Source organism: Legionella stuttgartensis (genome assembly GCF_977063405.2).
In genome coordinates this window covers 1-5,320 of sequence record NZ_CDRUHA020000076.1, presented here as the reverse complement: position 1 = coordinate 5,320, position 5,320 = coordinate 1, and the positions used below count along the sequence as shown (strand labels likewise).

Below are 5,320 nucleotides of genomic sequence, written 5' to 3'. Positions count from 1 at the left end.
AAAAGGGCTTAGATACCCTGGTGGTCTATGATGATTTGAGTGCTCATGCCAATAGTTATCGTGAACTGTCCCTTTTACTGCGTAGACCTCCTGGACGTGAAGCGTTTCCTGCGGATATTTTTTATCTTCATTCCCGTTTATTAGAGCGCTCAACCTGTCTTTCCCCTGAAATGGGCGGCGGCAGTATGACAGCACTTCCTATTATCGAAACCAAAGAAGGTGAAATGGCCACTTATATTCCTACAAATCTCATCTCAATCACCGATGGTCAAATCTTCTTTGATGAATCATTATTTTCTTCTGGATTTCTTCCCGCCATTGACATCACCCAATCAGTCTCACGAGTCGGTGGTAAAGCGCAGCATCCACAAATTAAAAAAGAATCCGGTCGAATGAAACTTGATTACCTGCAATTTCTTGATTTGGAACTGTTCACCCGCTTTGGGGCGAAACTGGATGCCAAAATGCAAAAGCAGATTCAAAAAGGGAGAATTTTAAGAGAAATTCTAAAACAAGAACGTTTTTCACCACTACCCATTGAATTTCAACTCGCATGGCTAATTGCTTACAATGAGGGTTTCTTTGACGAATTGAATTTAGAAGACATCCCCAAAATTCTCAAAAAAATAGAGGGAGAAATAAAACAGAGCACTTTATCCTTGGGAAACCCACGAGAACAATGGGAAAAAGCGATAAAAGAATGGCTAATGGCATAGAACGGACTCATTATCCACTCCAAAGCAATGAGTATCACTTAATACCCGGATGGTATCATGACGAAACGAACCAAACTCAAAGAACATCTTCATACTTTAGAAGAAATTGGCCACATTATGACGGCCATGAAAAATCTTTCTTTAATTGAACTGGGCAAAATCACTCAATGTCTTTCCATGCAGGACAACGTCATTAAAACCATTAGTGAGGTGAGTCATGATTTTTTAAGTTTCTATCCCATGCCCCCCATGAATCAACAAGAAAATCCTCCCTTAGTTTCTATTCTTATTGGCTCAGAACGCGGCTTTTGTGGTTCTTTTAATGATAATGTGCTTCATCAGTTAGACGTGCACAAAGAGCACCATTCTGAATTGGAACCAGCACTCATTCTTGTAGGGCATAAACTGGCATTAAAAATGCCTAATGACCCTCGTGTCATAGCAACAATCGATGGACCCAATGCCATTGAAGAAATCCCAGACGTGATTTCAAACGTGTTACAAACATTAGAAAAAGCCTTATTGCAAAGAAATAAGACATGGCATTCTTGGCAATGGACTATTCTCTTCAATGAGGAAGAGCACAATCAAATTCAAGCAAAAACCTGGCAACCCTTTAAAGAGTTGGATACAAGTCCTGCGCCTTATTTTTCTGTGCCACCCGTTTTGAATGGTTCCAAAGACCAGTTTTTCGCTGACTTGGTGGAGCATTATTTACTGGCCATGTGTTATTCGATTTTATATCAATCGTTTTTTGCGGAGAATCATCAAAGACTGTTTCACTTAAACCAGGCATTAGATCGCTTAGAAAATAAAAAAAATGCATTAAACCATCGTCTCAATTTACTGCGCCAAGAAGAAATTACCGAAGAAATTCAGAATATTGTACAAAGCGCCGAAGCGATTATTGGTCATGAGCTCACATAGAAAGACAAGGTAAACTATAATATACTGATTGGACTGGGTTTCTAATCAATGAAATGAATTTTCTATAAATTCGTAGTCATCCCTTTCGAGTGATTGGAAATCGGTTACAGAATAGTGAATAAACTCATATGAGGCGGGAAAACACTCGTGCAGACTGCTCCACTTTAACCATTTTTTGAATCGTCATGTTAAGTGAGCTTTTGGAGAGAAAGGATGCTGTTTCAATACACTAAAAAGTTTACCTTACTTCGATGGGTTCGAACATTATCCATTTCTTTCCTGTTGGCGATGGCCTCTGTTTCCTTTGCACAACCCACAGCGGATGAGCATGCCGCACATCATCCAGGAGAAAAGGAGAAAGAAGGCGAGGGAATGAGTGGCATGATGAAAAATATAGGGACTCCCTCTAAGGAGCTTTACCCTTCTTTAATGAGTTTACCCACATTATCCCCTGAAAAACGCCTTGAAATTCAACAAAAGGCACACCAGCGCATCACCTCAGGCATCGCGCTCATGAAAGGTGGGCTTAACGAGCTTTTGTTGGCATCCAGCACTAACAATTACGCTAAAATGCAGGAAGCTTTAGAGAAATTACGAGAAGGGATTGCGCAATATGAGAGTGCACTGGCCGCACTTCGCGCCCTTTCTGAAGGAAAAAATCCAAGCGACATCGCCTTGCAGTGGTTTAAACGAGAAATGAATCTTCTTCCAACTAGTCCGCAAGCCGAGAATGTCTTAGGGGGGCCTTTTTTTCATTTAACGATTATTGCGCTATTTGCTCTGTTTTTTTTGGTCATGATTTGGATGTATTTTTTCAAAATGAGAAGAGCGGCTGCTTTGCTCGATCGCTTAATCCAACAAAATACGGCTGCTCCTTTGGATACCTCACCCCAATTCTCAAAAACACCTGAACCAACCCCTTCCTTAACATCAGTGGAGCCCATTAAATCCTCTCAAGCTTCTAAAGTGCCATCAGAAACAGCCCCAACTACCCCTCCTACCTGCCCCGCGCATAAATGTCCAGTCCCCCAATTTCCGGTCATGAGATCGCTCACCGAACCGGAAGAGAAATGGGAAGGACAACTTCGTGTTTGCCGTATCTTTCAAGAAGCACCAGGAATCAAAACGTATCATTTGGCATCAACCCATGAGGTGGCTTTGCCATTTACCTATTATCCTGGCCAGTTCATTACGCTCACCGCCTTAATTAATGGTAAAACGATAAGACGCAGTTACACCATGGCGTCCACCCCAACCCAATTGCATTATTGTGCCATCACGGTCAAGCGGGAAGAACAAGGCGTGTTTTCCCGTTATTTGCATGACGAAATTAAGGAAGGGGATTTACTGGAGGTGATGGGACCTAATGGTAAATTTACTTTTACTGGGGAAGAGGCAAAGAGCATTGTACTGATTTGTGGCGGGGTCGGCATTACCCCCATGATGAGTATCATCCGCTATCTCACCGATATTGGATGGCACAATGACATTTATTTGCTGTATTGTTGTCGCACGACGAGTGAGTTTATCTTTCGCGAAGAATTAGAGCAACTTCAAGAAAGATACCTGAATCTCCATGTGTATGCGTCGATGCTGCGTTCAGAGGGAACCGTTTGGATGGGGTTACAAGGCCTATTTACCAAGAATATCATCAGCCATCTTGTCCCTGATATTGCCTCTCATCGTATCCACGTTTGTGGTCCTCCTGCGATGATGGAAGCTATCCTTGGTATCTTAAAAGAGCTTAACGTGCCCGCTGATTTGATTCTAACAGAAGCATTTGGACCAGAAAAGAAACCAGAAATAGTCCAAGAAGACTTCATCAAAGCCGATACCCGTGCGATGGTTTCGTTTAGGAAATCCGAAAAAATGGTTCCAATTCTGCCGGACCGTACCCTTCTTGAAATCGCTGAAGCCAATGGGATAGCGATTGATAATGCGTGCCGAACCGGGCAATGTGGGTTATGTAAAGTGAAATTGCTGTCGGGGGAAGTGACCATGGCTTGTGAAGATGCACTTTCCAAGGAAGACAAACAACAGGGGCTTATCTTAGCCTGTCAGGCCAAAGCGACTCAAAACATTGAGGTGGATGCTTAATGAATGCGCAAGGACGTATGATGGTTTTGGGGTTAGTACTTCTAATGCTTATTACATGGCTAGGCTTTGCAGTCCATACGTCTTCTCGTTTTGCCGGGAGTTTTTGGGGTGGTGTGTTTGGGGTGAGTGGCTCGATATTGATGCTGATTCCGCTCCTCTACCTCTTTGTTAAACGCATTTCATTTTTGAAAAATTGGGTAACACACTATGTGTCCATGAATACGCTGTTGTCGTGGCATATTTACACAGGTATTATCGGCTCGATTTTAGTCTTGATTCATACAGGACATAAATTTAATAGCGCGCTAGGCATTGCTTTGACTGCTATGACGCTCATTGTCACGCTCAGTGGTTTTATTGGCCGTTATCTCATGGGCTTTATGACTCAGGAAATCGATGAAAAAAAGACAATCCTCTTGGGATTACAACAGCAATACCAAATCGTAGCTCAAGAATTACAAGCAAGCGCACACCCCAAGCAAAACATCGGGAAATTACATCTTATGACAGCTCGCTTTCTTTCCTGGCTTCTTGAAGACACCGCACTGGATGGTCAGTTAATCAAGTCAGCAGAAGTACGCGCTTTGTGTTTAGCAGATGCCATCTCTGAGCTGGAATACGCCATTCGTTTTCACGAGCACTTCAAGCGCCTGTTTCAAAAATGGTTAACCTGTCACATTATTACAGCACTGGTATTGTATGTTCTGCTGGGTTTGCACGTTTGGTCTGGAATTTATTTTGGATTAAGGTGGTTTCAATGAAGCTGAGTTGGGCTACCCTCGCTGCCCTTACCGTAATCGCGGCACTGTCTTTTATGGCCTATTATCTGTCTTCTCATGGAGATGAGGTGAGCAGTTTGACGAACGTAGCGGAGTGGCAAAGAATGGCAAGCCCCGGAGAACTTTCCAAAGCCCACTCGTTTTTAAGTCACAACTGCACTGCATGTCATACGCCTGTGAAAGGGGTTGAGGCAGCGAACTGTAACGTCTGCCATGCCAACAACGAATCTCTGTTAAAACGCCAGCCGACCTCCTTTCATGCCAACATAGGCAGTTGTGTTGAATGTCATAGAGAGCACCAGGGCAGAACAGCACGTATCACCCAGATGGATCACAATGCTTTGGTTTCGTTAGGACTTCAGCAACTTCGTGCCTTTTCAAATGCAAATGATGAAGAAGAACAGTTGATTATTAATCAAGTTATGCTCTTTTTAGCGCAGAACGAATCCAATAAGTCCACATTACGGGTCAACCCCCATTCATCACCTCAAGAACTGACTTTACGCTGCGCCTCATGTCATCAAAACAAGGACAAGCACTTTAAGTTATTTGGCGACGATTGTTCTGCTTGTCATGAAACGGCTCATTGGAGCCTCTCTGAATTTAGGCACCCATCTCCGAGTTCAATGGATTGTGCTCAATGCCACCAAGCGCCACCCAGTCATTATATGGAGCATTTTAATATGATTTCAAAAAAAGTGGCTCATGAGCATGAAGCCCGTGTCGATCAATGCTTCCTTTGCCACCAAACCACGTTGTGGACTGATATTAAAGGAGTTGGGTTTTATAAGCATCATTGAG

General features: G+C 43.1%; 4 protein-coding genes and 1 pseudogene. All 5 read left to right on the top strand.

What is annotated here, in order from left to right; genetic code table 11:
* Positions 1–716, top strand: a pseudogene (locus ACWTEW_RS27715) (F0F1 ATP synthase subunit alpha); the annotation flags it as partial.
* A gap of 57 nt (positions 717–773) precedes the next feature.
* Positions 774–1,643 (top strand): F0F1 ATP synthase subunit gamma, encoded by an 870-nt coding sequence (locus tag ACWTEW_RS27710; RefSeq protein WP_021460706.1) that lies wholly within the window; start codon positions 774–776, stop codon positions 1,641–1,643.
* Positions 1,644–1,856: 213 nt separating this feature from the next.
* Positions 1,857–3,740, top strand: a complete 1,884-nt coding sequence (locus ACWTEW_RS27705; RefSeq protein ID WP_021582717.1) for a 2Fe-2S iron-sulfur cluster-binding protein — start codon at positions 1,857–1,859, stop codon at positions 3,738–3,740.
* Positions 3,740–4,501, top strand: coding sequence for a hypothetical protein (locus ACWTEW_RS27700; protein ID WP_021460709.1), 762 nt, complete (start codon positions 3,740–3,742; stop codon positions 4,499–4,501). Before ACWTEW_RS27705 ends, ACWTEW_RS27700 begins: the two co-directional genes overlap by 1 nt.
* On the top strand, positions 4,498–5,319 hold the full coding sequence (locus ACWTEW_RS27695) for a cytochrome c3 family protein (protein ID WP_021582716.1): 822 nt from the start codon (positions 4,498–4,500) through the stop codon (positions 5,317–5,319). The genes ACWTEW_RS27700 and ACWTEW_RS27695 overlap by 4 nt, the downstream gene beginning before the upstream one ends.
* The last annotated feature ends 1 nt before the right edge of the window (position 5,320 follow it).

Excerpts from the sequence above, each read along its gene's own strand:
- ACWTEW_RS27710 (WP_021460706.1), top strand. The coding sequence starts at position 774 with ATGACGAAACGAACCAAACTCAAAGAACATCTTCATACTTTAGAAGAA.
- ACWTEW_RS27705 (WP_021582717.1), top strand. The coding sequence starts at position 1,857 with ATGCTGTTTCAATACACTAAAAAGTTTACCTTACTTCGATGGGTTCGA.
- ACWTEW_RS27700 (WP_021460709.1), top strand. The coding sequence starts at position 3,740 with ATGAATGCGCAAGGACGTATGATGGTTTTGGGGTTAGTACTTCTAATG.
- ACWTEW_RS27695 (WP_021582716.1), top strand. The coding sequence starts at position 4,498 with ATGAAGCTGAGTTGGGCTACCCTCGCTGCCCTTACCGTAATCGCGGCA.